Consider the following 25,985-nt stretch of genomic DNA (forward strand, 5'->3'; position numbering starts at 1 on the left):
CCGTGGGCACGAAGGCCCGTCGTATCTGTGCGGCGCGGTTCCCCTCTCCGGGCGATCCCGGGCTGGCCCGGGATCGCTGCGAGGCGTGGGAGAGGGGAGACCGGGTACCTGCCTAACTAAGGGCCGACTTCAGCCGGTCGAGCCCCTCGGCCACATCGCCCTTGATGTGGACCCGCAACGCCCGGCGGCCGCGCTCCGAGAGCACGCCGAAATCGCCCCGCGCCTGGGCGGCGATCACAGTGGCGAAGCCCAGGCTGCGGCCCGGGATGGCGAGATCGGGCGCCTCCGAGGTGATCTGGAGGAAGACGCCGGTGTCGGGCCCGCCCTTGTAGGCCTGGCCGGTCGAGTGCAGGAAGCGCGGCCCGAACTCGGCGCAGGTCGCGACGTGCTTCTTCTCGCGCAGGGCCACCCGCGCCTCCTGGAGCGGCCTGAGGTGCTCCGGGTTGCGGGTGACGTAGGCGAGGAGCGCGACGTAGTCGCCGGCAGAGACCCTGCCCACCTGCGCCTTGATCCAGCTCTCCGGATCCGAGCCGGCACCGGCCCGGCGCAGGGCCTCGGCGTTGGCGTCGTCGGTGTAGAGGGCGAAGTTCTCGTCCTCCGCCACCGGCGTCTCGGGCGGCAGCGCGCCGTCCGTCTCGGCGGCCGAGAACAGCTCGCGGGTCTTGATCTTGCTCGCCTCGACGTCGGGCTGGTCGAACGGGTTGATGCCGAGCACGGCGCCCGCCACCGCCGTGGCGATCTCGAAGCGGAAGAATTCCTGCGGCAGGCTCGCCTTGGAGGCGAGCGCGATCCGCACCACCGGGTGCCCGGCCTCCTCCAGCGCCCTCACGGCCGAATCCTGGGCCGGATCGGCGCCCGCGTCGATGCGCAGGTACACGAAGACCCGGTCCTTGCCGTAGGCGGCGGGCGCGGCCAGCGGCTCGTCGTCGATCGGGATGAGGCCCTTGCCCTCCTTGCCGGTCGATTCGGCGATCAGTTGCTCGGCCCAGGCGCCGAAGGTGCCGATGCCCGGGGAGGCGATCAGCGTGACCTTGTCTCGACCCTGCTCGGTCGCCGCCTTGCCGAGCACGAGGCCGAGCTGCACGCCCGGGTTCAGGTCCGGCGGCACGTCGGAGCCGCAGGAGCGCACCATGGTGCGGGCGCTGGCGAGGAACGCCTCGACGTCGAGGCCCATCGCGGCGGCCGGCACCAGGCCGAAGGCCGAGAGCACGGAGTAGCGCCCGCCGATCTGCTTCACGCCGTAGAAGATGCGCCGGAAGCCGTCGTCCTTGGCCGCCTTCTCCATCGCCGAGCCCGGATCGGTCACGGCGACGAAGTGCCGGCCGGCCTTCTCGCGGCCGACCGTGTCGCGCATCCGGCCGAGGAAGTAGTCGCGAAACACGTTGGGCTCGAGGGTCGAGCCCGACTTCGAGGCGACGATGAACAGGGTGCGCTCGAGGTTCACCGCGGCCTCGACCGCCCGCACCTCGTCCGGATCGGTCGAATCGAGGATGCGCAGGCGCGGGAAGCCCGCTTGCGGCCCGAACGTCTCGGCCAGCACCTCCGGCCCGAGGCTGGAACCGCCCATGCCGAGCACCACCGCGTCGGTGAAGCCCTCCTGCTTCACCTCCGCCGCGAAGGCGGCGTAGTCGGCCGCCTTCTTCGCCTCGTCCTCCACGATGGTGAGCCAGCCGAGCCACTGCGCCTCGTCGGCACCGCTCCACACGGAGGCGTCGCGCTGCCACAGGCGGCGCACCAGCCCGTCCTTGCGCCAGGTCTCGATGGCCTTCTTCACCGGCTCGTCGAGGCTGCCGAGCGCGAGGGCCTGGCGGTCGAGCCCGGTGTCGAGGAAGGTCTGGCGCTTGCCGGCGACGGCGCCCAGCACCTTGTCGGCGGCGTCGACGAAGAGCTGCACGCCCTCCTCGACGAGCTGGCGCGCCACCGCGTCGATGTCGATCCCGGTCTTGGCGAGGTGCGCCATCACCCGCTCGGCCTCGTCGACGCCCTCTTCCAGGCTCGCCCGCACTTTGCCGTGGTCGCGGAAGGCGTCCATCGTCGCCGGCGGGATGGTGTTGACGGTGTTGGGGCCGATCAGTTCCTCGACGTAGAGCACGTCGGAGTAGGCCTTGTTCTTGACGCCGGTGGAGGCCCAGAGCAGGCGCTGCGGATGGGCGCCCTTGTCCGCGAGCCGCTTCCAGCGCTCGCCGGCGAACAGCCGCTTGTAGCGCTGATAGGCGAGCTTGGCGTTGGCGATCGCGACCTTGCCCTTGAGGCCTTCCAGCGCCGCCTTCTCGTCCGGATCGTTGGCCGCCGCGATCTTCTGATCGAGGAGCTTGTCGACCGCCGCGTCGATGCGGCTGATGAAGAAGCTCGCCACGCTGGCGACCCGGCCGATATCGCCGCCGCTCGCGGCGAACTTGTCCAGGCCCTCGATATAGGCGTTGGCGACGTCCTCGTAGGGCCCTTGAGCGAAGAGCAGCGTGACGTTGATGTTGATGCCGTCGGCCGTGAGGTCGCGGATCGCCGGGATGCCTTCCGGCGTCGCCGGCACCTTCACCATCAGGTTGTCGCGGGCCACCGCCTTGTGGAGCCGGCGCGCCTCCTCGAGCGTCTCCCCGGTATTCAGCGCCAGGTAGGGCGAGACCTCCAGGCTGACGAAGCCGTCCTGGCCCCCGCTCGCCTCGTAGACCGGGCGCAGCACGTCCGCGGCGGCCTGGATGTCGGCGATGGCCAAGCCCTCGTAGAGGTCGATCACCCGCTCGTCGCCCGCCGCCTTGAGGGCGTCGTCGTACTCGTCCGAGTGGCCGATCGCCTTCTCGAAGATCGCCGGGTTCGAGGTCACCCCGCGCAGACCGTCCTCGTCGACCAGGCGCTTGAGCCCGCCCTCCTGGACGAAGCCCCGGGCCACGAAATCGAGCCAGACGGCCTGGTCCTGTTCGGCGTGCAGCTTCTTGAGCGGGTTCATGCCTGCGGTCTCCGCGTGTTTGCCGCAGATGTGGACCGCGAGGGGACGGTGTCCAGGGGGGCGGCCCCTGATAAGCTTGGCCGTTGGCGCGAAAACGGCGCTGCCGTCAGCGCCGCACCGGCCAGAACGCCGCGACGGCGACCAGCACCCAGCCGAGGATCAGGATCATCCCGCCGCTCGGCGCCGCCATCGGAAAGAGCGGCACCTGCATGAGCGCCCGCACCGAGAGGTCGCCGGAGAACAGCGCGAGGCCGAGCGCCAGGGCGAAGCCCGCCCCCCTGACCGGCGCCGGATGCGCCCGCCCGCTGCCGGCGAGGAGCGCGAGACCCAGGAGGGCAGGGGCGTGGAACAGCAAGAACTGCGCCGCCGTGGCGAGGCTCGTCGCTCCGGCGATGTGGGCCGCCGCGGCCGAGAGCCCGACGCCGAGCGCCCCGGCCAGGCCGGCGAGCGCGATCAGGGCCCGGTCGGCGGGGTGCATCACTCGCCCCGCTCGGAGAGCAGCCGGGCGATGCTGGCGCGCAGGTCCGCGACGCCGTCGTCGGTGCGGCTCGAGGTCAGGACGATCTCGGGGTAGGCCGCCGGGCGTCGGGCGATCGCCGCCGCGGTGGCGTCGAGCCGGGCGTCGATCTCGTGCTTCTTGAGCGCGTCCGACTTCGTCAGCACGATCTGGTAGGAGACCGCGGCCTTGTCGAGCCCGTCCAGCACCTCGGCGTCGTTCGGCTTGATGCCGTGGCGCGAGTCGATCAGCACGTAGACCCGGGCGAGGTTGGCCCGCCCGCGCAGGTAGGAATGGATCAGGTCGGTCCAGGCCGCGACCTTCGCCTTCTCGACCGCGGCGTAGCCGTAGCCCGGCATGTCGACGAGGACGAGCTTGCCGCCGCCCACGTCGAAGAAGTTGAGTTGCTGGGTGCGGCCCGGCGTGTGCGAGGTCCGCGCCAGCGCGTTGCGGCCAGTCAGCGCGTTGATCAGGCTCGACTTGCCGACGTTGGAGCGGCCCGCGAAGGCGATCTCGTGGCCCCGCATCGGCGGGAGGATCTCGAGCTTGTCGGCGGCGTAGAAGAAGTCGGCGGAGCCCGCGAAGAGCAGCCGCCCCGCTTCGCGCAGGGCGGCCGCCTTCTCGGCCTCGGTCTGAGGTTCGTCCTGCATCTCAGCTCCCGGGCCTTCAGCTCTTGGCCTTCGCCGCCTTCGGCGATCGCGAGAACGTCGAGCGCAGGTTGTCCCACAGCTCCACCTTCACCCCGTTGCGCCGCATGATCACGTATTGCTGGATCACCGACAGGGTGTTGTTCCAGGCCCAGTAGATCACCAGGCCGGCCGGGAACGAACCGAGCATGAAGGTGAAGATGATCGGCATGAAGGTGAAGACCTGGGCCTGGACCGGGTCCGGCGGCGCGGGGTTCATCTTCATCTGCACGAACATCGTCACGCCCATGATGAGCGGCCAGATGCCGAGGTGGAGGATGTCCGGCGGCGTGTAGGGCAGGAGGCCGAACAGGTTGAACAGCGAGGTCGGATCCGGCGCCGCCAGGTCGCGGATCCAGCCGAAGAACGGCGCGTGCCGCATCTCGATGGTGACGAACAGCACCTTGTAGAGCGCGAAGAAGACCGGGATCTGCACCAGCACCGGCCAGCAGCCGGCGACTGGGTTGATCTTCTCCTTCTTGTACAGCTCCATCATCGCCTGCTGCTGCTTGACCTTGTCGTCACCGTAGCGCTCGCGGATGGCGGTCATCTCCGGCTGGACGGCCTTCATCTTGGCCATCGAGACGTAGGAGCGGTTGGCGATCGGCAGGAACAGCAGCTTCAGCAGGAAGGTGACGACCAGGATCGAGACGCCGAAATTGCCGAAGAGCCGGTAGAAGAAGTCCAGCGCCTTGAACATCGGCTTGGTGATGAAGTAGAACCAGCCCCAATCGATCAGCAGGTCGAAGCGCTTGATGCCGAGCGACTGCTCGTAGCCGCCGATGGTGCCGACCTCCTTGGCGCCGGCGAAGAGGTGCTGCTCCGACGTGACCGTCGCGCCGGGCGCGACCTGCTTGGCCTCGCCGAGGCTGCCCGCCTGGTAGACCTTGGTGGCGCCCTCGTCGCGCTCGGTGAACGAGCCGGTATAGGGGGTCTTCTGGTCCGGGATCGTGGTGGCGGCCCAGTACTTGTCGGTGATGCCGAGGAAGCCGCCGGTCACGCCGGTCCAGGAATGGCCGCGGGTGCCCGGAGCCCCGAGCGGGTTCTCCTTGGCGAGCTTGTCGTAGGTGAATTCCTGCAGGCCCTGGTCGCCGAGGACGCCGATCATGCCCTCGTGGAGAACGTAGTAGCCCTGCGTGTGCGGCTTGCCCCAGCGCGAGACGAGGCCGTACGAGTAGAGCGTGACCGGGTTGGCGCCCTTGTTCTCGACCGCGTCGGCGACCGTGAACATGAACTTGTCGTCGACCGAGATCGTGCGGCGGAAGGTGAGGCCGGCGCCGTTGTCCCAGGTCAGGACGAGCGGCTTCTGCGGCGTCAGCACGTCGCTCTCGGCGGTCCACACCGTGTCGCCGCCCGGCAGCGGGCCGGCATTCTGGCCGACCCAGCCGAACTCGGCGTAGTACGGGTTGGCCGAGCCGACCGGCGACAGCAGATCGATGCGCGGCGACGAGTTGTCGACGGTCTCGTGGTAGTTCTTCAGGAGCACGTCGTCGATGCGACCGCCCTTGAGCGCAACCGACCCGGCGAGCGCCGGGGTGTCGATGCGCACCCGCGGCGAGCGGGCGAGCGCCTCGTCGCGGCTCGCCGCGAGCGCCGGGCTGCCGCCGGGCGCGCCCGGCAGGGTGCCGGGAAGCGGGCTCGCGGGGCCGCCCTCGCGCGGGCTCGCCGCCGGGCCGTCCTTCGCGGCTTGCGCCTGCTTGGCCGCCTGCTCCTGACGCTGGCGCTCCACCTGCGGCGCGCTGACGAAGTAGTTCCAGCCGAGCAGCACCGCCAGCGACAGCGCGACGGCGATGATCATGTTCGTCTTGTCGTTACCCATGGACCCGCGACGCCTGCCGCCTAAAGAGCGGGACCGAGGGCGGGCCTGGCGGCCCGCATCCCGGCCCTCACGACCACCACGACGAGGCGATTCCGGCTGCCCGGGATCGCCTCACGAACTCCGTTCCGGGGATCTCGCATCCGAGGCCTTCGCCGCCTCGCCCGAGCCCCGCTTGCCCCGGCCCCGTCCGGGCCTCCCGCCCTCCGCGGAGGGGGGCTTGGGCGCCTTCGGCTTCGTGACGATGCCGAGGGCCTGCCGGACGTCCTCGACCAGCTGCGCGAAGGGCGCCGCCAGGGCGTCGCGCCCGCCGATCAGCACCACGTCGGCCGCCTTGTCCCGCTGCGCCGGCCCGGCCTCTCCCGCCGCGATCTGCGCCGCGACCTTGAGGCGGCGGCGGATGCGGTTGCGCTCGGTGGCGTGGCCTTCCCGCTTCGTCACGGTGAAGCCCACGCGCAGGCCGCCCGGCGGTCCATCGTCCCGCAGGCGGCCCTGTGCCGTCAGGCGCTCGGTATGAAAACGGCGGCCCTTGGCCGCCGCCAGATAGTCCGGGCGCCGGGTGATCCGGCCGATCGGCGGCGGGCCGCCGGGCTCCGCGGCGCTCGTTGGCACCGCGCGCCGACCTTACGCCGAGAGGCGCTTGCGGCCGCGGGCGCGGCGGGCTGCGATCACCTTGCGGCCGCCGACGGTGGCCATGCGGGCACGGAAGCCGTGGCGGCGCTTGCGCACGAGCTTCGACGGTTGATAGGTTCTCTTCACGGCTCGTTCTCCGAAGGCCGGGGCCGGCCGGGCGCGTCGCGCCGCCGAGGCCCTCGTGGTCCAGAATGTCTCGACGAAAGCGAACCGCGCCCGAATGGGGCGCGGTCACGTCGCGCCGGTGTATGGCGGAATGGCCCCTGCGAGTCAATCGCGTTAAGGATCGCGCGAGGGACCATTCGGGGCACCCGCGACGGGTGCGCGCGAGGGAGAATGCCGATGTTCGACGACGCCGAGAACAGGCCGCGGCCGCAGATCCCGCACCAGATCGGCCAGGACCTCTCCGCGCTGTCGGTCTCCGACCTCGACGAGCGGATCGAGGCCCTGCGCCGCGAGATCGCGCGGCTCGAGGAGGACAAGCGCCGCAAGCAGGCCTCGCAGGAGGCGGCGCGGGCCGCGTTCAAGTTCTGAGACGAGACAGGAGGCGCGTGGTCCCGGAACGATGCCGCGTTCGGGCTGGGCTTCTTCTCTCTTCGTCCGCTCTCTTCGTCCGCCGGGCGAAGAGGGAGTTCGCGTCTCATCCGGCCCTCGCCGATCGGACCGATCCGCCTCCGTCCTCCGGCGTACGCCCCTCCGCCATCCGGTTGGCCTGTGAGTGCTTTTCGCGCCCCGCCCGGCGCGCGTTAACCATTCCTTAAGCCTTCCGGGCGATAACCAAACCCGTCCAGCTTTCTGGATGTCGAGTGGTCTCTGTCCACTCTGTTTGATGCCTCCCTGTACGACTCTTTCAGCCGCCCCTCGTGGGGCGGCTTTCTTTTTTCCTGCACCCGTTTCCTGCGCCCCGCCGCGCCCGACCGATTTTTCCCACGTTCCTCCGGATCACCCGTCCCCGGCCCGCGTTGACGTTAAGGTTAACGATTGGTTGACGGCGCGCCGCCCGCGGAGTGGCGCTATCGTTGCGCCAGACAGCCCGAGCGCACCGTGGATGTCCCGTATCGACGCGGGACCGGGGTCGCGGTGGCACAGGAGGGATCATGGGCGGGATGATGGACGTGATGTTTCGGGACGAGCGGCCCACCGTGCGCTTCGGCGAGACGTTCGTGGCGTCCGAGGGCTTCAAGATGCTGTTTCGCGAGGGCATGACCCTTGTGGAGGAGACGGCGGCCTATCTCGACGGTCCCGGCCGCGACGAATCGCGTCTGCTCGCCCGCCACGCCGCCCTGACCTATGCCAGCGAGAGCATGCGGCTCACCACGCGGCTGATGCAGATCGCCTCGTGGCTGCTGGTGCAGCGGGCCGTGTCCGAGGGCGAGCTGAGCCTGAGCGAGGCCGCCGAGGAGAAGACCCGGGTGCGCCTCTCGGCCGTCGAGCCGAACGAGTCCGCGCCCGTCCTCGTCGCCGAATTGCCGCTGTCGCTTCAGGCCCTGATCGGCCAGTCGAAGCGTCTGCACGCCCGCATCCTGCACCTCGACCAGCTCATCTCCGACGACCGCCCGACCCCCGAGCCGCGGGTGAGCCCGGTCTTTGCTCAGCACGACATGCTGCGGGTGGCGTTCGGCTGAGACGGGCCGGGGGAGGGCGCCCGCGGCGTCCTCCCGGATCGCGGGCCCGAGGGAGACGGAACACCGGGCACGAAAAAAGCCCCGGCCGCGAGGCCGGGGCTTTTTCGCGCGAACGATTCCGCCGCTTACTTCTTGCCGAACGAGATGCCGGCGAAGCGCGAGTTGAAGCGGGACAGGCGGCCGCCGCGGTCCATCAGCTTCTGCTCGCCGCCGGTCCAGGCCGGGTGCGTGCTCGGATCGATGTCGAGGTTGAGGGTGTCGCCCTCCTTGCCGTAGGTGGAGCGGGTCATGAACGAGCTGCCGTCGGTCAGCACCACCTTGATGAAGTGGTAGTCCGGGTGCTCGGTCGCGGTGCGGGCCACCTTCGGGGTCGCGACCGACTTGCCGGCGACGGGGGCCGCCTGCTTGGCGGCGGGGGCTGCTTGCTTTGCCATGACGAATTCCTAAGAGTGCGACCCGCGCCGAACGCTCCGCTTCGGGCCGCGGCCATTGATCGCGCGTAATCGGATGAGCGGCGGCCTATACCTCACCTCCGTGCGCCAAACAAGCGCCGGCACCCCGGACAGCACGACAGTTCAGATGGCACGTTCCGATACCGCCCGCCCCCGCGCGTCCCTCGGGGCGCTCAAGCCCCTGGTCCCCTTCGCCGCGCGCTACAAGGGCCGCATCGCCGCCGCGATCGTGGCGCTGATCGCCGCCTCGGGGGCGACCCTGGTGGTCCCGGTGGCGGTGCGGCGGGTGGTCGATCTCGGCTTCGCCCATGGCGAAGTGGGGATGATCGACGCCTATTTCGGCGGCCTGATCGGGGTGGTGGCGGTGCTCGCGGTCGCCAGCGCCGCCCGCTACTACTGCGTCGTGACGCTCGGCGAGCGGGTGGTGGCGGACCTGCGCGCCGCGGTCTTCGCCCGTCTCACCACCCTCGATCCCGCCTTCTTCGACCGGGCGCGCAGCGGCGAGCTGGTCTCGCGCCTGACCGCCGACGCCGCGCAGGTGAAGTCGGTCTTCGGGGTCTCGCTCTCGATCCTGTTGCGCAACCTGTTCCTGTTCGCCGGCGCGGTCGGCATGATGGTGTGGACGAGCCCCCGGCTCTCGGTGCTGGTCCTCGCCGCGATCCCGCTCATCGTCTTCCCGCTGATTCTCTCCGGCCGCGGCGTGCGCCGCCGCTCGCGCGCCGCGCAGGACCGGCTCGCCGACGCCTCGGCCTTCGCCACCGAGGCGGTGGGGGCCGTTCGCACCATGCAGGCCTTCGGCATGGCGTCCGCCACCGCCGCCCGCTTCGCGGCGGCTTCCGAGGAGGCGTTCCTGGCCTCGCGCGGCTCGGCCCGCGCGCGGGCGCTGCTCACCGGCGTCGCGATCTTCCTGATCTCGGCGAGCGTCGTCGGCGTGCTGTGGTACGGCGCGCAAGGGGTCGCCGCCGGTACGATCTCGGCCGGGCAATTGTCGCAGTTCGTGCTCTACGCGGTGTTCGGCGCCAGCGCGCTCGGCCAGCTCTCGGAGGTCTACGGCGAGCTGACGCTCGCCGCCGGCGCCGCCGAGCGCCTGGGCGAGATCCTCGACACCGTGCCGGCGATCGGCGCGCCGGACCGGCCCCGCGCCCTGCCGGTGCCGCCCGGGGCGAGATCGCCTTCGAGCGGGTGCGCTTCCACTACCCGACGCGGCCCGAGCACGCGGCACTCCACGAGCTCAGCTTCGCGGTGGCGCCGGGCGAGCGCGTGGCGCTCGTCGGGCCCTCGGGCGCCGGCAAGAGCACGGTGCTGCAATTGCTGCTGCGCTTCTACGATCCGGAATCCGGCGAGGTCCGGGTCGACGGCGTGCCGGTCGACGCCGTCGAGCCCGAGGCTCTTCGTGCCCGCATGGCCCTGGTGCCGCAGGATCCGACGGTGTTCAGCGGGAGCATCCTCGACAACATCCGCTACGGCCGGCCGCGGGCGAGCCAAGCCGAGGTGGAGCGGGCGGCGGTGCAGGCCCATGCCGACGGCTTCATCCGCGCCCTGCCGCAGGGCTACGCCACGCTCGTCGGCGAGCGCGGCGTCACCCTCTCGGGCGGCCAGCGCCAGCGCATCGCGATCGCGCGGGCGATCCTGAAGGACGCACCCGTGCTCCTCCTCGACGAGGCGACCTCGGCCCTCGATGCCGAGAGCGAGCGCGCGGTGCAGGCCGCCCTCGACGTGCTGATGAAGGGCCGCACCACCCTCGTCATCGCTCACCGCCTCGCCACCATCCGGGCCGCCGACCGCATCCTGGTCCTGGAGGACGGCCGCATCGCCGAGCAGGGCACGCACGACGCGCTGCTGGCGCGCGGCGGCCTCTACGCGCAGCTCGCGGCGTTGCAGTTCGGCGCCGGGGTGGACCTGGCGGGGGAGCGGCAGGTGGCGGAGGCGTGAAAGCCCCTCGCCGCTACGAGGATCGATGTCCGCCGCTTCGGTCCGGGGCCGCGACAGTGGAGCCCGGATTGACGCGGAGGTGGGCAGGATCGCTCGCTGGATAACCGAAATCTCGCCGTGAGGGTCGTCACCGCTCCGTCAGCTTCATCTCGATCCGCCGGTTGCGCGCGTAGGCCTCCTCGCTCGTCCCGGCATCCAGCGGCTGGAACTCGCCGAAGGCGCCGGCGAGCAGCCGCTGGGGTGGGATGCCCTTGCCCACGAGGTACTGCACCACCGCGATGGCGCGGGCCGCCGACAGCGCCCAGTTCGACGGGAATTGCGTGGACGAGATCGGCCGTGCGTCGGTGTGCCCGTCGACCCGCAGCACCCACGGGATGTCGGCCGGGATCTGGCGGTTGAGCTCCAGGATCGCGCCGGCGATCCGGTCGATCTCCGGGCCGGCCTCGGGCTTCAGCACCGCCTGGCCGGCGGAGAACAGCACCTCGGATTGCAGCACGAAGCGGTCGCCGACGATGCGGATGTCGGGGCGGTTGCCGAGGATCTGGCGCAGGCGGCCGAAGAAGTCCGAGCGGTAGCGCGCCAGTTCCTGCACCCGCTGGGCCAGCGCGACGTTGAGGCGGCTGCCGAGATCGGCGATGCGGGCCTGGCTCTCGCGGTCGCGGGTCTCGGAGGCGGCGAGCGCGTCCTCGAGCGCCGCGAGCTGCTGGCGCATCGCCGAGATCTGCTGGGTGAGGAGATCGACCTGGCTCAGCGCCCGGGTGGTGGCGCCCTTCTCGGCGTCGAGCTGGCGGCCGAGCTCGGCCGCCTTGCCCTCCGCGCCCTGGCCGGAGGCCAGGAGCCCCTGCAGCCGCCGGCGCTCGGCCTCGGAGCCGGAGAGGTTCGCCCGCAACGAGGCCGCGCTCTCCTCCAGCGCCCGCTTGCCGGAGCGCTCCAGGGCCAGGAGGTCGGTCAGTTCCGAGATCTGGCGGTTGAGCCGCTCCAGCACCGTGTCGCGGCCCGACAATTCCTGCGACAGGAAGAACTGGCCGGTGACGAAGATCGTGAGCAGGAAGACGACCGAGAGCAGCAGCGTCGTCAGCGCGTCGACGTAGCCCGGCCAGACGTTGAAGGTGCGGTCGCGCCGGGCGAGACGGCCGGCCATCAGGATTTCACTCCACCTTCTCCCGGGCGAGGCGGTCGAGCACCTGCTTCAGCTCGCGCTCGCGGTTCGCCTGCGCCTCGACCCAGTCGCGGATCATCTGCTGCTCGGCGCGCATGTGCTGGACGAGGCCCTGGATGCCCTCGGCGAGGTTCGCCATCGCCTGGGTGCTCGCGCGGCCGTGCGCGGTGCTGTCGCCGACGAGCGTGCCGAGCCGCGTCATCGCGTCGGCGATGTCCTTGAGCACCGCGTCGCCCCGCGGCGAGGGCTCGGGCGGGCGCGGCGCGGGGGCGGTGGCAGCAGGGGCGAGGGCGGCGGCCGCCGGTACCGTGACGGGGACCGGCACCGTGACGGGGACCGGCACCGTGACGGGGACCGGCACCCGCGCGGGCGCCGGACCGGCGGCGGTGACGAGCCAGTCCTCCAGCTCGTTGTAGAACCGGGTGTGGGCCTGTCCCGCCTGGAGGTCGAGGAAGCCGATCACCAGCGAGCCGGCGAGGCCGAACAGCGAGGCCGAGAAGGCGAGGCCGATCCCCGACAGCGGCACCGCGAGGCCGCTCTTCAATTCGTCGAACATCACCGCCGCGTCGCCGCCGCCGGCGCGCATCGAGCGGATCACGCCGCCGACCGCCGAGAGCGTGTCGATCAGGCCCCAGAAGGTGCCGAGAAGCCCGAGCAGGATCAGCAGCCCGCCGATGTAGCGCAGGATCTCCCGCCCCTCGTCGAGGCGCGAGGCCACGGTGTCGAGGAGCGGCTGGAACTGCGCCTGCGGGTGCGGCCGGCCGGCTTGCGCCTCGCGCAGGGCCGGCGCCAGGGCGCCGAGCACGCGGGGATTGCCGGGCTCGGGCGCGCCCGTGGCGGCGCGGTTGGCGAAGCGCACCTCGCGGAAGAGGCGCTGCACCTGCCCGAAGGCCATGAGGATGGCGATCAGGGTCGCGCCGAGGATCAGCCCGTTGAGGCCCGGATTGGCCATGAAGGCCGGCACGATCTGGCGATAGAGCACGAAGGCCAGGAAGCCGGCCAGCGTCAGGAACACCGCCATGCGGATGAGGTAGATCCGCGGCGATGTCAGGGGAGGGGACGCTGCGCTCGCCGCCATCGCGGGCCGTACTCACTTGTCGCTGGGTCGGGCCCGTCCGCCGACGGGGATCGACCGGCCGAGGATCGACGGGCCGATGATCGACTTGCACTGTGCCGGGTACGGCTTGGCCGATCAAGCCGGCGCGCCTCCGCCATCCCGGGGGTTTCCCGGGCAGTCCCCGGGGTTTCAGTCCCAGTGGCGCGGCCAGGTTTCCTCGAGATGCGGGCCGAGGCGCACCGGGCTCACCCGCCGGGCGAGGCCGGTGGCGTCGTCGGTCTCGACCGCGAGGCCGCAGAGCGTGCCCTCGCCGGTCGCCGCCTCGAGCCGGCTGCCCGGGGTCTTCTGCAGGAAGCGGCGCACCGGCTCGTCCTTCTGCATGCCGAGCACCGAATCGTAGTCGCCGCACATCCCGACGTCGGACATGTAGGCGGTGCCGCCCGGCAGGATGCGGTGGTCGGCGGTCGGCACGTGGGTGTGGGTGCCGACGACGAGGCTCGCCCGTCCGTCGAGGAACCAGCCGAAGGCCTCCTTCTCGCTAGTCGCCTCGGCGTGCACGTCGACGATCACCGCGTCGGCGGCGTCGCGGAGCGGGCAGGCCGACAACTCGCGCTCGGCCGCCGCGAAGGGATCGTCGAGGGGATCGAGGAAGATCCGCCCCATCACGTTGACGACGAGGACCCGGGCGCCGGTCGTCGTCTCGATCACCGTGGCGCCGCGGCCGGGCGTGCCCGGCGGGTAGTTCGCCGGGCGTACCAGCCGCGGCTGGCGGGCGATGAACACCAGCGCCTCGCGCTGGTCGAAGGAGTGGTTGCCCAGCGTCACCGCGTCGGCGCCGGCATTGATCAGCTCGTCGCAGATGCTCTCGGTGATGCCGAAGCCGCCGGCGGCGTTCTCGCCGTTGATCACCACGCAGTCGAGACGCCAGCGCTCGCGCAGGGCCGGCAGGCGCTCGCTCACCGCCAGGCGGCCGGGCCGGCCGACGACGTCGCCGAGGAAGAGGAGGCGCATGGCGGGTGTCAGTCTCCGGTGGTCGTGAGGAAGCCCGCCTCGGTGACGATGCCGTCGAGGGGCCGGTCGTGCGGGCCGTCCGGCACGCGCGGGGTCTCCTGCGCGGCGAACGCGATGCCGATGGCGAGGGCGCGGCCCGCGGCGTCGATGCGGGCGAGCGCCCGGTCGTAATAGCCCTTGCCGTAGCCGATGCGGTGGCCGCGCCGGTCGAAGGCGGCGAGCGGCACGAGAAGGACGCGGGGGTCGACGACCGGCGCGTCGGGCCCGGGCTCGCTCAGGCCGAAGCCGCCGGCGGCGAGCGCGTCGCCCTCGCCCGCGAGGCGGAAGACGAGGCCGTCGGGCGTGACCTGCGGCAGGGCCACGGCCTGGCCGCGGGCACGCAAGAGCGCGACGAGCGGCCGCACGTCGACCTCGCTGCGGATCGGCCAGTAGGCCGAGACGAGGTCGGCGGTCGCGATCCCGGGGAGGCCGAGGACGATCTCGGCGATGCGGCGGGAGGCGTCCTCGCGGGCCTCGACCGCCAGCCCGTCCCGCCGCGCCAGCGCCGCCTTGCGCAGGGCGGCCTTGTCCGGGGAGGCGGGAAGAACGTCCGTCGTCATGGAAGTCTCAGCGCGGAGCCACGAGAGCCGTTGGAGAATCGATCCCGGGAAACCTACGAAGTAGGTGGGCGCCGTTATGCCCCGGTCCACGGACCAGGGCAGTGACAGCTCCCGAGGGAGTCGATAAGGCCCCGGGGATATTGTCTCCTGACGAGAACCGCAGCCCCGCCGACCCCATGTAGCGCCGCCGGGGCGGTTGCGAAAGGGGGCCGAAGGGGGATTCGGGACGGGTGGCGACGGGCCGGGCCGGCCGTCCTCTCCCGCCGGATCGCTCGACGTACCGGCGGCGATGAGACGGAGCGACCGGTCCACCTCGCCGGGTCGTCCCGGGGCTCGCCGCAGGCTAAGGGCCCGGGAACCGGAGCCGGTGGTGAGTCGGGAAAAGCCGGCCAGCGTGCCGATCTGTTCGTCTCCAACAGAGCTTCTGGATTCCTGGCCCCGCTCACGCGGTCCCGGAACGACGATGGCGGGGTTCAACTCCCTATCGGATAAAATCAATTCTTCAAAAGGAACGTCGGACACCATGAGCGCCAAAGCCGTCCTCGCCCCCGTCTTCGTCCAGGTCCTGCTGACCTTCTGCCTGCTGCTCTGGACCGGGCGGGTGCGCTTCGCCGCGGCGCGGGCGGGAGCGGTGCGGCTCAAGGACATCTCGCTCGGCGAGCGCAGCTGGCCGGCCCCGGTGCAGCAGGTCTCGAACGCCTTCGCCAACCAGTTCGAGCTGCCGGTGCTGTTCTACGTGCTGACCGGCCTGGCGCTGGCGACCCGGACGGCCGACCACCTGTTCGTCGGCCTCGCCTGGCTGTTCGTGCTGACCCGGATCGTCCATGCGGGGATCTACGCCACCACCAACGTGGTGATCCGGCGCTTCCAGGCCTTCCTCGCCGGGGCGATCGTCCTGATGGCGATGTGGCTGGTCTTCGCCGCGACGATCCTCCTCGCGTGAGGCGCCTCCTCGCCATCCCGGAGCGAGGAGGGTAAGGGGGCGGTTCAGTAGCGCGGGGCCCGCGGCGGCGGGTTGCCGTATTCGAGCTGCGTCTTGGCGTCGTAGGGCCGGGGCGGCGGCGGGGTGAGGTCGACGGCCGGCGCCGCCGGGGCGGTGGCGCAGGCGCCGGCCGCCAGGGCGATCAGGCCGGCGAGACTCACGGCGAGGGCGGACGGAATGGGACGAGGGATCATGCGGGGAGAGCTCCGGCTCTGCGGGGAGAACGGTCAAGGTTTCGGGACGGTCCGGGCCGAAAGCTTGGCCGTGATGGGCCGGTCCCGCGGCGCGACCGTGGCGGTTTCGCGACCGGCGGTGTCGCGATGACCCCCGGCGCCCGCCTCTCCGCCGCGATCGAGGTCCTGGCCGACATCGCCGAGCGCCGCCGCCCGGTGGCCGACGCCTTGAAGGATTGGGGCCTCGCACACCGCTTCGCCGGGTCCGGCGACCGCGCCACCATCGCCACCCTGGTCTATGACGGCCTGCGCCGTCGCGCCTCCGCCGCCTGGATCATGGGTGAGGACACGCCCCGCGCCGTGCTGATCGGCTCGCTGCGGCTCCAGCGCGGCCTCGCCGCCCGGACCATCGCGGACCTGTTCACCGGCGAGCGCTTCGCGCCACCCCCTCTCACGGACGCCGAGCGCGCCCGGCTCGAGACCGGCAGCCTCGCCGACGCCCCGGTCCACGTCGCGGGCGACGTGCCCGAATGGGTGGTGCCCTCGCTCGAACGGGCGCTGGGCGACGACCTCCTGCCCGAGCTGCGGGCGCTCGCCCGCCGGGCGCCCCTCGACATCCGGGTCAACACCCTCAGGGCGACCCGCGAGGGGGCACGGGAGGCGCTGGCGCATCTCAACGCCGAGCCGACGCCGCTGGCGCCGGACGGGCTGCGGGTGCCGCTCGGCGAGGACGGGCGCGGGCCGGCGCTCCACGTCGAGCCGGAATTCCTCGAGGGCTGGTTCGAGATCCAGGACGAGGGCTCGCAGCTCGCCGCGCGCCTCTCCGGCGCCGGTCCCGGCATGACCGTGGTCGACCTCTGCGCCGGCGGCGGCGGCAAGACCCTGGCGCTCGCCGCCCTGATGGACAACGAGGGCCGATTGATCGCCACCGACGGCGATCCGCGGCGCCTCGCGCCGATCCACGAGCGCCTGCGCCGGGCGGGCGCGGCGGCCGAGGTGCGCACGCCCCGGGGCGGGAAAGGGCGCCCGGACGTGCTGACCGACCTCGACGGGACCGCCGACCTCGTCCTCGTCGACGCGCCCTGCACCGGCTCGGGCACCTGGCGGCGCAACCCGGACGCCAAGTGGCGCCTGCGCCCCGGCAGCCTCTCGACGCGGGTGGCCGAGCAGGAGGCGGTGCTCGACCGCGCCGCGCGGCTGCTGCGCCCGGGCGGGCGCCTCGTCTACGTCACCTGCTCGCTCCTGCCGGAGGAGAACGACGCGGCGGTCGCCGGGCTGACGGCGCGGCGCGACGACGTGGTGCCCGCCTCCCTCGACCTGCCGGCGGAGGTCGCCCGCAAGGTGCGGCGGACGGCCCACGGCGTCCAGATGAGCCCGGAGCGGACCGGCACCGACGGCTTCTACGTCGCGTGGCTGGAGCGCATGCCGAACCGCCCTTGAGCGGAGCGCGGGGCGTCGCCCTGCCGCCACGGTATTTTTCCGCCGTGCATCCGCCGCGGCTTGGCTTATTCAAGGCGGAGCAAGGGATGGTCCGGCGGCCGACGCGCCTCGCGGCGCCGGTCCCGGATCTTCGGGAGTGTCGGACGGTCGGCATGGCGCTGCATCGCAGGACGTTGCTCACGGGAGCGGCCGGCCTCACCCTCGCGCCCGCCGCCGTCGCGCAGCAGGCGGCCCCCGCAGGGCAGGAGCCGCCCGTGCGGCGGGACAGGCCCGCGGGACACGACGCGCCGCCCGAGACCGCCCCCGGCGCCACCCTCGAGATCATGCGGCTCTGGCCCGGCCGTCCGCCGGGGGGAGGGGGGCCGAACCCCGACGGGCCGCGCTTCGACGAGAGCCGCGAGGGTGTCGTCACCGGCGTCGCCGAGCCCTGCCTGCTGGTGATGCGCCCGGCCAAGTCGACCGGGACCGCGATGGTGATCGCCGCCGGCGGCGGCTATCGCCGCATCGACATCGGCCACGAGGCGGTGCCGGTCGGGCTCTGGCTGAACGGGCTCGGGGTCACCGCCTTCGCGCTGGTCTACCGGCTGCCCGGCGAGGGCTGGGCGGCGGGCGCCGACGCGCCGATCCAGGACGCCCAGCGGGCGGTCCGGCTGGTGCGGGCCCGGGCCCGGCGCTACGGCTACGAGCCGAACCGGATCGGCGTGATGGGCTTCTCCGCCGGCGGCCACCTGATGGGCGCGGCCAGCACCCGCTTCGCCTCGCCGCTCTACGCCGCCGTCGACGAGGACGACGCGCTCTCGGCCCGGCCCGACGTCGCGGCCCTGCTCTACCCCGTCATCACCCTGAAACCGCCCTTCGACCGCACCTCGAGCCGCCGCGTCCTCGTCGGCGAGAGCCCGACCCGCGTCGCCACCGAGGCCTACTCGGTCGAGACCCACGTTCCCCCCGAGACGCCGCCGACCTTCCTGGCCCAGGCCGCCGACGACCCGATCGCCGTCGTCGACAATTCCCTGCTGATGTTCGCCGCGCTCCGGGCCGTCGAGGTGCCGGTGGAGATGCACCTGTTCGAGCGCGGCGGCCACGGCTTCAACCTCGGCGTGCCGGGATCGCCCGCGGCCGCGTGGCCGGGCCTGTTCGCGACCTGGGCGCGGCGGAGGGGATTCATCCGGGCGTAGGGAAACCGTGTTTTCGAACTTCGGGGGCGAAAGCTCCCTTCAGCGCCATACCACTTCTTCCAACACCGATTGACACGGCCTTCGGCCCGGCCGCATCATCCGCGTCGTGACCGATCTGCCCCCCGACCCGAACCTCTCCGCGCCCCTTCGCCATCTCCAGGGCGAGCCGCCCCCGGCCCCCGCCTGGTTCCGCGATGCGGTCGCGGTCGCGCCCGAGACCGGCCGCATCGCCGTGAAGGGCGCACGCGTCGAGACCTTCGCCTGGGGGGAGCGCGGGCGGCCGGGCCTGATGCTGCTGCACGGCAACGGGGCCCATGCGGGCTGGTGGCGCTTCATCGCGCCGTTCCTCGCCGGGGGATACCGCGTCGCGGCGCCCTCCTGGTCCGGGATGGGCGGCTCCGACTGGCGCGACGTTTACGATCTCGACACCTTCGCCGACGAGATCGAGGCGGTGGCGGCGGCAGCGGGCCTGTTCGAGGCGGGGGCGCCCGTGATGATCGGGCATTCCTTCGGCTGCTTCCCGATGCTGACCGAGGCGGGGCGGGAGGCCGGCCGCTGGCGCGGCGCCGTGATCGTCGATCCGCCGATCTTCTCGCCGGAGCGCCGCACCGGACGCCGGCGCGAGGACGGGCGCTTCGCGCCCCACCGGATCTACCCGACCCTGGAGGAGGCGCTGGGCCGCTTCCGCTTCGCGCCGATGCAGCCCTGCGACGCGCTCTACGTCGCCGATCTCATCGCGCGGGAATCGTTGAAGGAGGTCGAGGGCGGCTGGAGCTGGCGCTTCGACCCCTCGCTGTGGGCGCGCCTCGCCCTGCCGGACCGGGCCGCGATGGTGCGGCAGGCCCGCTGCCCGCTCGCCCTCGTCACGGGCGCCCGCTCCGACCTGATGCGCCCGGCCGATGCGGCCTACGTCCAGGGCCTGCTGCCGCCGGGCTCGCCCCGGATCGACCTGCCGGAGGCCTATCACCACGTGATGGTCGACCAGCCCCTCGCCTTCGTGGCGGCGCTCAGGGCGCTGCTGGCCGTCTGGCCGGCATCGTGAAGAGAAGGGCGGCCCCGCAAGGGCCGCCCTCCCGAGTCTCGGCTCAGAAGCAGCGGCGCACCTTGCGCACCACCACCCGGCCGAACGGCCCGCGGGTGCGGGTCACCTGGACCGTGCAGCGGGGACCGCGGCGGACCACCCGACGGGTGACGTACTGCGCCTGCTCGATCGATGCGACGGGCGCGACCGTGCCGCCGGGGGCGACCGGCAGGGCCGAGGCCGGCGCGAGGCTGAGGCCCATGGCGAGGGTGGTGGCGATCCCGAGGACGATGGCTCACATGGCGAGGCTCCTTGTCTGGTGGGTTGGGGGCGCCTCACTCGCTGTTAGATCCTGAACACCCGGTTAATGCCGCGAACGCACCGTGGACCTGCGGCTGTCGCGCGTTGCGCGAGCGGCGGCCCTCGTCTAACTCATCGTCCCATGACGACCGAGCACGACAAGATCCTCATCATCGATTTCGGCAGCCAGGTGACCCAGCTCATCGCCCGACGGGTGCGTGAGGAGGGGGTCTATTCCGAGATCGTGCCGTTCCAGGCGGCCGAGGCGGCCTTCGCGGCGATGAAGCCGCGGGCGGTGATCCTGTCGGGCGGGCCGGAATCGGTCACGGTCGAATCCTCGCCGCGGGCGCCGCAGGCGGTGTTCGATGCCGGCGTGCCGGTGCTCGGCATCTGCTACGGCGAGCAGACCATGGCGGCGCAGCTCGGCGGCGAGGTCGAGGGCGGGCACCACGCCGAGTTCGGCCGGGCCGAGGTCGAGATCATCGCCGACAGCGCGCTCTTCCGCGGCGTCTGGCACGTCGGCGAGACGTACCCCGTCTGGATGAGCCACGGCGACCGGGTGACGAAGCTGCCGGACGGCTTCACCACCGTGGCGATCTCGCCCAACGCCCCCTTCGCGGCGGTGGCCGACGAGGCGCGCAAGTTCTACGCGGTGCAGTTCCACCCCGAGGTGGCCCACACCCCGCACGGCGCGCTCCTCATCCGCAACTTCGTGCGCGACATCGCCGGCTGCTCCGGCGACTGGTCGATGGCGGCGTTCCGCGAGGAGGCGATCGAGCGGATCCGCGCCCAGGTCGGCGGCGCGAAGGTGCTGTGCGGCCTCTCGGGCGGCGTCGATTCCGCGGTGGCGGCCGTGCTGATCCACGAGGCGATCGGCGAGCAGCTGACCTGCGTCTTCGTCGATCACGGCTTGCTGCGCCAGGGCGAGGCCGAGGAGGTGGTGCGCCTCTTCCGCGACCACTACAACATCCCGCTCGTCCACGTCGAAGCCTCCGACCTGTTCCTCGGCGAGCTCGCCGGGGTCACCGACCCGGAGGTCAAGCGCAAGACGATCGGGCGCCTGTTCATCGACGTGTTCGAGGCCGAGGCCAAGAAGATCGGCGGCGCCGACTTCCTGGCGCAAGGAACGCTCTACCCGGACGTGATCGAGAGCGTGTCGTTCACCGGCGGTCCCTCGGTGACGATCAAGAGCCACCACAACGTCGGCGGCCTGCCGGCGCGCATGAACATGAAGCTCGTCGAGCCCCTGCGCGAGCTGTTCAAGGACGAGGTCCGGGTGCTCGGCCGCGAGCTCGGCCTGCCCGAGGCCTTCGTCGGCCGCCACCCCTTCCCGGGGCCGGGCCTCGCCATCCGCTGCCCCGGCGAGATCACGGGCGAGAAGCTCGACGCCCTGCGCAAGGCCGACGCGATCTACCTCGAGGAGATCCGCAAGGCCGGGCTCTACGACACGATCTGGCAGGCGTTCGCGGTGATCCTGCCGGTCAAGACGGTGGGCGTGATGGGCGACGGGCGCACCTACGACCACGTCTGCGCGCTGCGGGCCGTCACCTCGGTCGACGGCATGACGGCGGATTTCTACCCCTTCGACATGGCGTTCCTGGGCCGGGTCGCGACCCGGATCATCAACGAGGTCAAGGGCATCAACCGGGTCACCTACGACATCACCTCCAAGCCCCCCGGCACGATCGAGTGGGAGTGAGGATCGACGACGGCGCATCGGCCGTCGCGACACCCGCAACGGGTGGGGTCAGTCGGGGAAAGCGACTCAACCTTCGGCGTCAGATCGCCTAATCTGCCGCCCCGACCGTGGGCGGCAGGATTTTCGGCAGATGCAGAGTGGCGTGATCGCGGCCAGCCCGGACGAACCGGCGGCGGCCCTGCCCCTCCACGCCGTCTATTCCCGCGTCGTCTGGGAGGCGGACGATCAAGCCCTGTGCCTGCTTGCACCGGACGGGCGGGTCACGGCCTGGAATCCGGGGGCCGAGCGGCTGACCGGATACGCGGCCGCGGAAGTTCTCGGCCGCACCTTCGCGTATGGCGACGCCTCCGGCGACGACGGCGCCCTCGCGGCGGCACGGGAGGCCGGGCGCTACGAGACGCAGGGCTGGTGGCCCCGGCGCGACGGCAGCCGGTTTCGCGCCCACACCGTCATCGCGGCGATCCGCGACGGCGAGGTCCTCGCCGGCTTCGCCCAGATCATCCGCGAGGCGCCGCCGCGCCCGGAGGAGGGCGGCGGGTCCGAGGCGGTGGCGCTGATCCTCGACCTCGCGCTCTCGACCATGTCGCAGGGCCTGTGCCTGTTCGACGCCGACCGCAAGGTGCGGCTCATTAACCAGCGCTTCTTCGAGATGTTCGCCGCGGCCGGCGGGCGCGACCTCGTCGGCACCGCGATCGAGGTGCTCTGGGCGCTCGCCTTCCACGGCCCCGAGGCCGGCGCCCCGGACGGCACCCAAGAAGACGGCGCCGCTCTCCTCGCCGGGCACGAGGCGCTGCTCGGCCGCGGCGAGGCCGTCGTGGTCTCGACGCCGGACGGCCGGGCGATCGCGCTGGTGCGCCGGGGCGTGCCGGGAGGCGCGTTCGTCGTCACCTTCGAGGACGTGACGCGCCAGCGCCAGGCCGAGCTGGAGGTCGTCCGGCTCGCCCATCACGACGCCCTGACCGGGCTCGCCAACCGGGCGATGCTGTGGCGGCGCCTGGGCGAGAGTGCCGTCGACGGGACGCTCCTCGCCGGCACCGCGCTCCTGTTCCTCGACCTCGACGGCTTCAAGGCGGTCAACGACGATCTCGGGCACCAGGCCGGCGACGTGCTCCTTCGGGAAGTGGCCGAGCGCCTGCGCGGCACGGCGCCGGAGCCGGCGCTCGCGGCACGCTTCGGCGGCGACGAGTTCGCCCTGCTGCTGCCCGGACGCGCCGGCGAGCTGGCGGTGCCGCTCGCCGAGCGGCTGCTGATCGAGCTCGCCCGGCCCTACGCGATCGACGGCCAGCGGCCGCGCCACGTCACGGCCAGCATCGGCATCGCCTTCGCGCAAGGAGGCACCACGCCCGACGCCATGCTGCGGCAGGCCGATTGCGCGCTCTACGCGGCCAAGGGCGCCGGCAAGGCCGCCTGGCGCCCCTTCACCGCGGCGCTGGAGAGCGAGCGCAGCGAGGAGCAGCGCCTGGAGCGGGACCTGCGCCGGGCCGCCGATGCCGGCGAGCTGCACGTCGCCTATCAGCCGATCATCGGCCTGTCCCACGGTGCGGTCGGGGCGCGGGAGGCGCTCCTGCGCTGGACCCACCCGGAGCGCGGCCCGGTCTCGCCGCGGGTCTTCATCCCGCTCGCCGAGAAGTCCGACGTGATCCGGGTGCTCGGGCTGTGGGTGCTCGAGCGCGCCTGCACCGACGCCGCCGCCTGGCCCGATTCGGCCCGGGTCTGCGTCAACGTCTCGGTGCGCCAGCTCGGCGACGGCAGCCTGCCGCGGGCGGTGAGCGAGATCCTCGCCCGGACCGGCCTGAGCCCGCGGCGCCTCGAGCTCGAGATCACCGAGACGGTGCTGAGCGAGGCGCGCGGCGGCATCGTCGACGACCTGCAGCTCCTGCACGCCATGGGCCTGCGCATCTCGCTCGACGATTTCGGCGTCGGCTCCTCGTCGCTGGCCCGCGTGCGCGCCTTCCCGTTCGACCGCATCAAGATCGACGGCTCGTTCGTGCGCGACGCCGTCGAGCGGCCGGATTGCCGCGCGATCGTCGGCGTGGTGGCGGAACTCGGCCGCCGCCTCGGCATCGAGACGGTCGCGGAGGGCGTCGAGACCCCGGCGCAGCTCGCGGTGGTGCGCGAGGAGGGCTTCACCGAGGCGCAGGGCTTCCTGTTCGGCCGCGCCGTGCCGAACCCGGTCCCGGCGGCGCGCGCCGCCGGGACCTGAGAGGCGGGGGCGTCAGGCGATCGGGCCGGTGTGCTTCTCGAGGAGCGCCCAGGCGTCGTCGCCGAACTTGCCCTTCCACTCCTTGTAGAAGCCGGCCGATTGCAGCTTGGCCTGGAACGCCTTGGTGTCGACGTCCTGGATGGTCAGGCCGCGGGCGCGCAGGTCCTGCTCGGTCGTGCCGCTGCGCTGGGCCATGTCTGCGCGCTGCGCCACCGCCTGCGTGTTGAAGTGCTTGGCCACCACGGTCTTCACGTCCTGCGGCAGGCCGCGCCAGACCTTGCCGTTCGACAGCAGCCAGAAGCCGTCCCACATGTGGTTCGTCTTCGAGAGGTACTTCTGCACCTCGTAGAGCTTGGCGGTGTCGATCAGCGTCAGCGGGTTCTCCTGGCCCTCGGCGATCTTCGTCTGCAGCGCCGAGTACACCTCCGCGAAGTTGATCGTCATCGGGGCGGCGTCGAAGGCCTTGAACATCGAGGTCCACATCGGGCTCGGCGGGACCCGGATCTTGAAGCCCTTGAAGTCCTCGGGCTTGAGGATCGGCCGGGTCGACGAGGTGGTCTGGCGGAAGCCGTTCTCCCAGATGCGGTCGAGGGCGAAGAGGCCCGACTTCTCGATCTGCGCCCGCACATGCGCGCCGAGGTCGCCGTCCATCGCCGGCCACAGCTTGTCGTAGGACGACCAGGCGAAGCCGACGCCGCTGATCGAGGCCGCCGGCACCAGGGTGGCGAGGATCAGGGGCGAGAGGGTGAAGAATTCCAGCGCGCCCGAGCGCAGCTGGCTCAGCATGTCGGTGTCGCCGCCGAGCTGGTTGTTGGGAAACAGCTTGATGTCGACCTTGCCGCCGGTCTCCTCGCGGATCGCGTCCGCGGCCTTGGTCATGTAGACCGTGAGCGGATGGCTGATCGGGGTGTTGTTGGCGGCCTTCAGGCTGAACTCGGCCGCGTGCGCCCGGGTGATGCGCAGCACCGCCGGGCCCGCGACGGCGCCGGCGACGGCGAATTGCAGCGCGCGGCGGCGCGTGAGCGTGGTCATGGCGTCCTCCTCCTTGGCCCGCCGCGGGGCGGACCGATAGCCGTCCCCGCATCTCCCGCGCGGGGTCCGACGAGGCTTAAAGCACGTTTTCCCCGCTCCGGCATCCGCCCTCGCGGGAGGGCGGGGGCCTTCGCCCGGCATCCCCTGTTCCGCGGGCGCCGAAATGCTCTAAGGAGAGCGCACCGCTCAACGCGGGCGGCGCTTCGACCGGGCGCCGTTCTCCCGTCCGCGCCCGAGGGGGCGGGCCCCAAGGTTCGCCGTTGCCGCCCGCCATGCCGCTCGTCCGCTCGATCCTGTTCACCGTCGCGTTCTATCTCGTCACCGCCGCGATCATGATCGTCGGCCTGCCGGCCCTCGCCAGCCGGCGCGGCGTGATCTGGATCGCCCAGACCTGGGGCCGGGTCGTCCTCAGGCTGCTGCACGCGATCGTCGGCCTCAAGGTCGAGTTCCGCGGGCTGGAGCACCGCCCGGCCGGGGCCGTGCTGGTCGCGGCCAAGCACCAGTCGGCGCTGGAGACGCTGGCCCTCGTCACGGTGCTTGACGACTTCACCTACATCCTCAAGCGCGAGCTGATGTGGCTGCCGCTGTTCGGCTGGTACCTCGCCCGCAGCGAGATGGTGGCGATCGACCGCTCGAAGGGCTCGCGCGCGCTCGCCCTGATGAACGAGGAAGCCGCCGCCGCGATGGCCGACGGCCGCCGCCTGATCATCTTCCCCGAGGGGACCCGCCGCGCCGTCGGCGCGCCGCCGGCCTACAAGTTCGGCGTCGCCCACATGTACGACCGCCTCGGCGTGCCGTGCCTGCCGGTGGCGCTCAATACCGGGGTGTTCTGGGGCCGCCGCAGCCTGACCTACCGGCCCGGCACCGCGGTGATCGAGTTCCTGCCGGTGATCCCGCCGGGACTGCCCCGCGACGCGTTCCTGGCCGAGCTGCAGCGGCGGGTCGAGACCGCCTCGGACGCCCTGGTGCGGGAGGCGGGCGGATCCGGCGCCGTCCACCCGGCGGCGCACGCGCGACAGAGCTGACCGTCCTCACGCCTCGATCGTCCTCTCGGCACGGCCGCGACGAGGCTCCGACGGCGAAAGGTTAACTCGTCGTAACCTGCGAAACGGTTTGACCGCCTCGCGCATTTCAAGGGCCTCGCAACAGGAGGCTCAAATGCGTTGGAGCATGGTTGCTGGCGCCGCGATCCTGTCTCTCGGTGCCGTCGTCGGCACCGGAACGACCGCGGAAGCGCGTGACGGCTGCGGCCCCGGGTTCCACCGGAACTGGCGCGGCTGGTGCCGTCCGAATCTCGGGCCGCGCGTCTTCTACGCCCCCGTCGTCGGCTACCGCCGGGTCGCGTACGGCCCGCGCTGGGGCTACGGCTGGCACCGGCCATGGGGCTACGGATACCGCCGTGTCGGCTGGCAACGTCCGTGGGGCTACGGCGGCTGGCACCGGGCGGGCTGGCACCGGCCCTGGGGCTACGGCGGCGGCTGGCACCGCGTCGGCTGGGGCGGCCATGGCTGGGGCCATCACGGGTGGCATCACCGCTGGTGACAGCGGAG

24 protein-coding genes, 1 other RNA gene and 1 pseudogene are annotated in these 25,985 nt (G+C 72.2%); 11 read left to right on the top strand and 15 right to left on the bottom strand.

What is annotated here, in order from left to right:
- Positions 1–112 precede the first annotated feature (112 nt).
- The 6 genes from DK419_RS05665 to rpmH all read right to left on the bottom strand — a co-directional run bounded on the left by DK419_RS05665 (position 113) and on the right by rpmH (position 6,701).
- On the bottom strand, positions 113–2,944 hold the full coding sequence (locus DK419_RS05665; protein WP_109958226.1) for a bifunctional transaldolase/phosoglucose isomerase: 2,832 nt from the start codon (positions 2,942–2,944) through the stop codon (positions 113–115).
- A 106-nt stretch (positions 2,945–3,050) separates the two neighbouring features.
- Positions 3,051–3,422, bottom strand: a complete 372-nt coding sequence (locus DK419_RS05670) for a DUF423 domain-containing protein (protein ID WP_109958227.1) — start codon at positions 3,420–3,422, stop codon at positions 3,051–3,053.
- Positions 3,422–4,090, bottom strand: a complete 669-nt coding sequence (yihA, locus tag DK419_RS05675; RefSeq protein ID WP_109958228.1) for a ribosome biogenesis GTP-binding protein YihA/YsxC — start codon at positions 4,088–4,090, stop codon at positions 3,422–3,424. The genes DK419_RS05670 and yihA overlap by 1 nt, the downstream gene beginning before the upstream one ends.
- Positions 4,091–4,106: 16 nt before the next feature.
- Positions 4,107–5,945: a membrane protein insertase YidC gene (gene yidC / locus DK419_RS05680; protein WP_109958229.1), complete on the bottom strand. Its 1,839-nt coding sequence runs from the start codon at positions 5,943–5,945 to the stop codon at positions 4,107–4,109.
- A 111-nt stretch (positions 5,946–6,056) separates the two neighbouring features.
- The gene (locus DK419_RS05685) at positions 6,057–6,554 is read right to left on the bottom strand and encodes a ribonuclease P protein component (RefSeq protein ID WP_109958230.1); all 498 of its coding nucleotides are present in this window, start codon (positions 6,552–6,554) and stop codon (positions 6,057–6,059) included.
- 12 nt (positions 6,555–6,566) lie between these two features.
- Positions 6,567–6,701, bottom strand: a complete 135-nt coding sequence (gene rpmH, locus DK419_RS05690; RefSeq protein ID WP_010300405.1) for a 50S ribosomal protein L34 — start codon at positions 6,699–6,701, stop codon at positions 6,567–6,569.
- 216 nt (positions 6,702–6,917) lie between these two features.
- On the opposite strand from rpmH, the gene DK419_RS05695 reads away from it, so the two are divergent.
- On the top strand, positions 6,918–7,109 hold the full coding sequence (locus DK419_RS05695) for a DUF1192 domain-containing protein (protein WP_109958231.1): 192 nt from the start codon (positions 6,918–6,920) through the stop codon (positions 7,107–7,109).
- A 563-nt stretch (positions 7,110–7,672) separates the two neighbouring features.
- Positions 7,673–8,200 (top strand): protease adaptor protein RcdA, encoded by a 528-nt coding sequence (rcdA, locus tag DK419_RS05700; protein WP_109958232.1) that lies wholly within the window; start codon positions 7,673–7,675, stop codon positions 8,198–8,200.
- A gap of 125 nt (positions 8,201–8,325) precedes the next feature.
- Here the strand turns inward: rcdA and rpmE are convergent, their stop codons facing one another.
- Positions 8,326–8,562, bottom strand: coding sequence for a 50S ribosomal protein L31 (gene rpmE, locus DK419_RS05705; RefSeq protein WP_048464135.1), 237 nt, complete (start codon positions 8,560–8,562; stop codon positions 8,326–8,328).
- Positions 8,563–8,779: 217 nt separating this feature from the next.
- Here rpmE and DK419_RS05710 point away from each other — a divergent pair.
- A pseudogene (locus tag DK419_RS05710) lies at positions 8,780–10,584 on the top strand (ABC transporter transmembrane domain-containing protein).
- A gap of 127 nt (positions 10,585–10,711) precedes the next feature.
- Here the strand turns inward: DK419_RS05710 and DK419_RS05715 are convergent.
- The 5 genes from DK419_RS05715 to ssrS form a co-directional block, all read right to left on the bottom strand.
- Positions 10,712–11,725, bottom strand: a complete 1,014-nt coding sequence (locus DK419_RS05715; protein WP_109958233.1) for a peptidoglycan -binding protein — start codon at positions 11,723–11,725, stop codon at positions 10,712–10,714.
- A 7-nt stretch (positions 11,726–11,732) separates the two neighbouring features.
- Complete coding sequence (locus tag DK419_RS05720; protein ID WP_109958234.1) at positions 11,733–12,821, bottom strand: MotA/TolQ/ExbB proton channel family protein; 1,089 nt, start codon at positions 12,819–12,821, stop codon at positions 11,733–11,735.
- 168 nt (positions 12,822–12,989) lie between these two features.
- Entirely contained in the window at positions 12,990–13,811 is an 822-nt protein-coding gene (locus DK419_RS05725; RefSeq protein ID WP_109958235.1) for a TIGR00282 family metallophosphoesterase, read from the bottom strand.
- An 8-nt stretch (positions 13,812–13,819) separates the two neighbouring features.
- Positions 13,820–14,410, bottom strand: a complete 591-nt coding sequence (locus DK419_RS05730; RefSeq protein ID WP_109958236.1) for a 5-formyltetrahydrofolate cyclo-ligase — start codon at positions 14,408–14,410, stop codon at positions 13,820–13,822.
- 11 nt (positions 14,411–14,421) lie between these two features.
- Positions 14,422–14,579: non-coding RNA, 6S RNA (gene ssrS, locus DK419_RS05735), on the bottom strand.
- A gap of 354 nt (positions 14,580–14,933) precedes the next feature.
- Here ssrS and DK419_RS05740 point away from each other — a divergent pair.
- Positions 14,934–15,353 (top strand): MAPEG family protein, encoded by a 420-nt coding sequence (locus DK419_RS05740; protein WP_109958237.1) that lies wholly within the window; start codon positions 14,934–14,936, stop codon positions 15,351–15,353.
- A gap of 44 nt (positions 15,354–15,397) precedes the next feature.
- Here DK419_RS05740 and DK419_RS05745 read toward each other — a convergent pair whose 3' ends face one another.
- The gene (locus DK419_RS05745; protein ID WP_109958238.1) at positions 15,398–15,586 is read right to left on the bottom strand and encodes a hypothetical protein; all 189 of its coding nucleotides are present in this window, start codon (positions 15,584–15,586) and stop codon (positions 15,398–15,400) included.
- A 126-nt stretch (positions 15,587–15,712) separates the two neighbouring features.
- On the opposite strand from DK419_RS05745, the gene DK419_RS05750 reads away from it, so the two are divergent.
- The 3 genes from DK419_RS05750 to DK419_RS05760 all read left to right on the top strand — a co-directional run bounded on the left by DK419_RS05750 (position 15,713) and on the right by DK419_RS05760 (position 19,222).
- Positions 15,713–17,005, top strand: a complete 1,293-nt coding sequence (locus tag DK419_RS05750; protein WP_109958239.1) for an RsmB/NOP family class I SAM-dependent RNA methyltransferase — start codon at positions 15,713–15,715, stop codon at positions 17,003–17,005.
- Positions 17,006–17,157: 152 nt separating this feature from the next.
- A complete protein-coding gene (locus tag DK419_RS05755) occupies positions 17,158–18,180 on the top strand; it encodes an alpha/beta hydrolase (protein WP_109962147.1) in 1,023 nt (340 codons plus the stop codon).
- 106 nt (positions 18,181–18,286) lie between these two features.
- Entirely contained in the window at positions 18,287–19,222 is a 936-nt protein-coding gene (locus DK419_RS05760) for an alpha/beta fold hydrolase (protein WP_208642287.1), read from the top strand.
- Between the two features lie 43 nt (positions 19,223–19,265).
- Here DK419_RS05760 and DK419_RS05765 read toward each other — a convergent pair whose 3' ends face one another.
- Positions 19,266–19,463 (bottom strand): hypothetical protein, encoded by a 198-nt coding sequence (locus DK419_RS05765; protein ID WP_109958240.1) that lies wholly within the window; start codon positions 19,461–19,463, stop codon positions 19,266–19,268.
- A gap of 180 nt (positions 19,464–19,643) precedes the next feature.
- Here DK419_RS05765 and guaA point away from each other — a divergent pair, with 180 nt between their 5' ends.
- Together guaA and DK419_RS05775 are read left to right on the top strand one after the other, a co-directional pair.
- The gene (gene guaA / locus DK419_RS05770; RefSeq protein WP_109958241.1) at positions 19,644–21,200 is read left to right on the top strand and encodes a glutamine-hydrolyzing GMP synthase; all 1,557 of its coding nucleotides are present in this window, start codon (positions 19,644–19,646) and stop codon (positions 21,198–21,200) included.
- Positions 21,201–21,330: 130 nt separating this feature from the next.
- On the top strand, positions 21,331–23,403 hold the full coding sequence (locus tag DK419_RS05775) for a putative bifunctional diguanylate cyclase/phosphodiesterase (protein WP_109958242.1): 2,073 nt from the start codon (positions 21,331–21,333) through the stop codon (positions 23,401–23,403).
- A 12-nt stretch (positions 23,404–23,415) separates the two neighbouring features.
- Here DK419_RS05775 and DK419_RS05780 read toward each other — a convergent pair whose 3' ends face one another.
- A complete protein-coding gene (locus DK419_RS05780; protein ID WP_109958243.1) occupies positions 23,416–24,435 on the bottom strand; it encodes a TRAP transporter substrate-binding protein in 1,020 nt (339 codons plus the stop codon).
- Between the two features lie 272 nt (positions 24,436–24,707).
- Here DK419_RS05780 and DK419_RS05785 point away from each other — a divergent pair, with 272 nt between their 5' ends.
- Together DK419_RS05785 and DK419_RS05790 are read left to right on the top strand one after the other, a co-directional pair.
- Positions 24,708–25,460, top strand: a complete 753-nt coding sequence (locus DK419_RS05785; protein WP_109958244.1) for a lysophospholipid acyltransferase family protein — start codon at positions 24,708–24,710, stop codon at positions 25,458–25,460.
- A gap of 133 nt (positions 25,461–25,593) precedes the next feature.
- Positions 25,594–25,977: a GCG_CRPN prefix-to-repeats domain-containing protein gene (locus DK419_RS05790; RefSeq protein ID WP_109958245.1), complete on the top strand. Its 384-nt coding sequence runs from the start codon at positions 25,594–25,596 to the stop codon at positions 25,975–25,977.
- The last annotated feature ends 8 nt before the right edge of the window (positions 25,978–25,985 follow it).

It is taken from the genome of Methylobacterium terrae (genome assembly GCF_003173755.1).
Lineage (GTDB): Bacteria > Pseudomonadota > Alphaproteobacteria > Rhizobiales > Beijerinckiaceae > Methylobacterium > Methylobacterium terrae.

Bases quoted from the DNA above. Each gene is read 5' to 3' on its own strand.
- DK419_RS05665 (WP_109958226.1), bottom strand. From the start codon at position 2,944: ATGAACCCGCTCAAGAAGCTGCACGCCGAACAGGACCAGGCCGTCTGG.
- DK419_RS05670 (WP_109958227.1), bottom strand. From the start codon at position 3,422: ATGCACCCCGCCGACCGGGCCCTGATCGCGCTCGCCGGCCTGGCCGGG.
- yihA (WP_109958228.1), bottom strand. From the start codon at position 4,090: ATGCAGGACGAACCTCAGACCGAGGCCGAGAAGGCGGCCGCCCTGCGC.
- yidC (WP_109958229.1), bottom strand. From the start codon at position 5,945: ATGGGTAACGACAAGACGAACATGATCATCGCCGTCGCGCTGTCGCTG.
- DK419_RS05695 (WP_109958231.1), top strand. From the start codon at position 6,918: ATGTTCGACGACGCCGAGAACAGGCCGCGGCCGCAGATCCCGCACCAG.
- rcdA (WP_109958232.1), top strand. From the start codon at position 7,673: ATGGGCGGGATGATGGACGTGATGTTTCGGGACGAGCGGCCCACCGTG.
- DK419_RS05715 (WP_109958233.1), bottom strand. From the start codon at position 11,725: ATGGCCGGCCGTCTCGCCCGGCGCGACCGCACCTTCAACGTCTGGCCG.
- DK419_RS05720 (WP_109958234.1), bottom strand. From the start codon at position 12,821: ATGGCGGCGAGCGCAGCGTCCCCTCCCCTGACATCGCCGCGGATCTAC.
- DK419_RS05725 (WP_109958235.1), bottom strand. From the start codon at position 13,811: ATGCGCCTCCTCTTCCTCGGCGACGTCGTCGGCCGGCCCGGCCGCCTG.
- DK419_RS05730 (WP_109958236.1), bottom strand. From the start codon at position 14,410: ATGACGACGGACGTTCTTCCCGCCTCCCCGGACAAGGCCGCCCTGCGC.
- DK419_RS05740 (WP_109958237.1), top strand. From the start codon at position 14,934: ATGAGCGCCAAAGCCGTCCTCGCCCCCGTCTTCGTCCAGGTCCTGCTG.
- DK419_RS05745 (WP_109958238.1), bottom strand. From the start codon at position 15,586: ATGATCCCTCGTCCCATTCCGTCCGCCCTCGCCGTGAGTCTCGCCGGC.
- DK419_RS05750 (WP_109958239.1), top strand. From the start codon at position 15,713: ATGACCCCCGGCGCCCGCCTCTCCGCCGCGATCGAGGTCCTGGCCGAC.
- DK419_RS05755 (WP_109962147.1), top strand. From the start codon at position 17,158: ATGGCGCTGCATCGCAGGACGTTGCTCACGGGAGCGGCCGGCCTCACC.
- DK419_RS05765 (WP_109958240.1), bottom strand. From the start codon at position 19,463: ATGGGCCTCAGCCTCGCGCCGGCCTCGGCCCTGCCGGTCGCCCCCGGC.
- guaA (WP_109958241.1), top strand. From the start codon at position 19,644: ATGACGACCGAGCACGACAAGATCCTCATCATCGATTTCGGCAGCCAG.
- DK419_RS05775 (WP_109958242.1), top strand. From the start codon at position 21,331: ATGCAGAGTGGCGTGATCGCGGCCAGCCCGGACGAACCGGCGGCGGCC.
- DK419_RS05780 (WP_109958243.1), bottom strand. From the start codon at position 24,435: ATGACCACGCTCACGCGCCGCCGCGCGCTGCAATTCGCCGTCGCCGGC.
- DK419_RS05785 (WP_109958244.1), top strand. From the start codon at position 24,708: ATGCCGCTCGTCCGCTCGATCCTGTTCACCGTCGCGTTCTATCTCGTC.
- DK419_RS05790 (WP_109958245.1), top strand. From the start codon at position 25,594: ATGCGTTGGAGCATGGTTGCTGGCGCCGCGATCCTGTCTCTCGGTGCC.